Source organism: Dyella sp. ASV21 (assembly GCF_016428975.1).
Taxonomy (GTDB): Bacteria; Pseudomonadota; Gammaproteobacteria; order Xanthomonadales; family Rhodanobacteraceae; genus Dyella.
On record NZ_JAELTT010000145.1, the window covers coordinates 1 to 2339 of the forward strand.

The window sequence follows — 2339 nt, forward strand, 5'->3', positions numbered from 1 at the left end:
TGCCATCGCTCCCACAACTGGGTCTTCTCGCTATCCGTAATGTGCCGCCGAAGTCTGGGTGCCATGCAACACTCCTTCCGCTCGCGCGTCTATAGTGTGTTGCGTTGACCGGCTGAAGTCGCAACCCATGGCGGACACAAAGGGGAGTCGTGGACATTTCAGGTGCTCAGCACGCCCGGGAAGCAGAGAACAGTTATCCCGCCATCTACAAGGTCCAGTTATGGGTGAGAATCTGCGTAGTTGGACTCGCCGTCGTTCCGGTCAGCTTGCTGTTTGCTGCGATATCCGGGGCAATCCACACGAAGAGTGACGGCCTGGCTTACTCACTTATTGCACTCTTTGCAGCACTGGCCGTCTACGGCGTAGCGTGGGCCTTTACCGCACAGGTGACGATATGTGCAGACCGCTTTGAGCAGCGCAAGCCATTTGTTCACAGGGTGTTGCTCGTCGCGGAGATTGCCGGCCGTCGCTACGCCAAAGGACCCGGAGCGTTCTATCCAGTGATCGTTCCGAAAGGCGGGCGATCATTCTCCCTGGACAAGTATGCCTACGGTCTCGACGACCGATTCGACAGCTGGTTCCGGGGTCTGAGAGACCTCAATTGAAAAGCGCCGGTTGTCCGCTCCCGACCCACAGCGGACGCGTGAAACTCCGTTTCGATTTAGTCAAAGAGGGGGAACCTATGTCGAAGACGACGCTAACGCCGACGGGTATTGTCTGGGGCACTCTCTTCGCTTTCACTCTTATAGGGGGCTGGGCGGCCGGACAGCTAGCGCCTACAAGTAGCATCGGTGCTTGGTTTACGACTCCATTGCACTTTGTCGAAGCGTTTATTGCCCTGTGGCTGCTATTTACCATCGCCTCAGTGGTGTTGGCAAAGCTAGGACATCCGATCTCACGAAAGCTTTAGGATCGGAAACGTCCGCTCCCGACCCGAAGCCGACATTTCCAAGGCGAAAATTACGGATTTGTCGGATGACACCCGAACAGGAAATTGCGCGAAAGAAGCAGATGGTTTCGGCTGCCACGGCGCTCCTGTCTTTGCAGGTTGGCATTGGCGTTGGCTGTGTTCGCATCAACAAGGCGCTTCATTGGCTATTGCTGCAAGACGACTTGCGGTATCAGGTCTTCAGGCAATTTCTGGCCGCAACAATGGGACTTCCCATAGGAAATGAGCGTTTGCATTGGGCGCGCTCTGCGTTGCTGGAAAGCGATACCAGGCTTGCAGCCATAGAGGCTGAATTCAGGCCGAAGATCCGGAGTGACTGCATCGACATTATCGACTCCTACGGCTGAGGTCCGCTCCCGACCCAGAGCGAACCTTTCGGGTTGGCCGATTGAGCAACAGCAGGGGGTGTTCAAAATCAGCGGATTGCTCAAGCCATGCCAGAACGCTGTTCAGCGGTCACCGTAATCTGCATCGGCCGGCGTGTCGATTTCAAGGCCGGCCGTTCGACGTGGTAATGAATGCGGGTTGCCGATGGAGTCGAACCGGAGGATCAGGCCCGCAATTCGACGGAATTCCTGCGAGGAGAGAGCAGTGAGAAAGTTGATCCTCACCATGTCCATGTCGCTGGACGGTTTTGTCAGTGGCCCCAAGGGCGACATCCAATGGGTATTCAGCGGTGACCAAGAGGCCATCGCCTGGAAGTTGGAGAACATGTGGAACGCCAGCCTGATCATCATGGGCAGTCGTTCCTTTCAGAGCATGGCCCCATTCTGGCCAACATCCACCATGGCGTTCGCGCCACCAATGAACCAGATCCCCAAGGCGGTCTTTTCAAAACAGGGGCAGGCGGTGCTGGAGGCGGCCACCCAGGGACTTCGGGACGCCCAGGCCAAGGCCGGCGACGCCTCAAGCGGACCGCTTCAACCCGGGGCGGAAAGCTGGGCGAACGCGTATGTAGCCAGCGGCGATCTGGCCGACGAAATCACCCGGCTGAAGGCAACAGACGGCAAGCCGATCATTGCCCTTGGCGGCGGCACCTTCGCGCGCAGCCTCATTGCGCATGACCTGGTGGATGAGTACATGCTGATGGTCTATCCCATCGTGTTGGGGGAGGGCCTGCCGATCTTCTCCGCGCTGCCCGCACCGAGACCGCTCACGCTGGTCAGCTCGAAGGCTTTTCCGCTGGGCGCGATGGCGCAGGTCTATCGGCCGGCTTGACAGCTCTTCAACGGGCGTTGGGGCGTGGGCTATCCAGCGGACGCAGGGTTATGTTCCGCTCGGTATCGGGGCCTAGTTGGACCTTGGCGAGCCATTCGTATGCTTGTTCGCGTCGGCTGATTTCAGTGCGGCGGGTGGCCCCACCGACGCCAGCGGCCGGCAACACGGCATT

General features: G+C 58.6%; 3 protein-coding genes. All 3 read left to right on the forward strand.

Annotated elements, in window-relative coordinates; translation table 11 throughout:
* The first annotated feature begins 149 nt into the window (after nt 1–149).
* The 3 genes from JHD67_RS21255 to JHD67_RS21265 all read left to right on the forward strand — a co-directional run bounded on the left by JHD67_RS21255 (nt 150) and on the right by JHD67_RS21265 (nt 2167).
* Entirely contained in the window at nt 150–605 is a 456-nt protein-coding gene (locus JHD67_RS21255; protein ID WP_199101137.1) for a hypothetical protein, read from the forward strand.
* A gap of 370 nt (nt 606–975) precedes the next feature.
* Nucleotides 976–1296 carry a DUF2489 domain-containing protein gene (locus JHD67_RS21260; RefSeq protein ID WP_199101138.1) on the forward strand — a complete coding sequence of 107 codons (321 nt, stop codon included), beginning with the start codon at nt 976–978 and terminating at the stop codon, nt 1294–1296.
* Between the two features lie 244 nt (nt 1297–1540).
* The gene (locus JHD67_RS21265) at nt 1541–2167 is read left to right on the forward strand and encodes a dihydrofolate reductase family protein (protein WP_199101139.1); all 627 of its coding nucleotides are present in this window, start codon (nt 1541–1543) and stop codon (nt 2165–2167) included.
* Nucleotides 2168–2339: the final 172 nt, after the last annotated feature.

Excerpts from the sequence above, each read along its gene's own strand:
- JHD67_RS21260 (WP_199101138.1), top strand. The coding sequence starts at position 976 with ATGACACCCGAACAGGAAATTGCGCGAAAGAAGCAGATGGTTTCGGCT.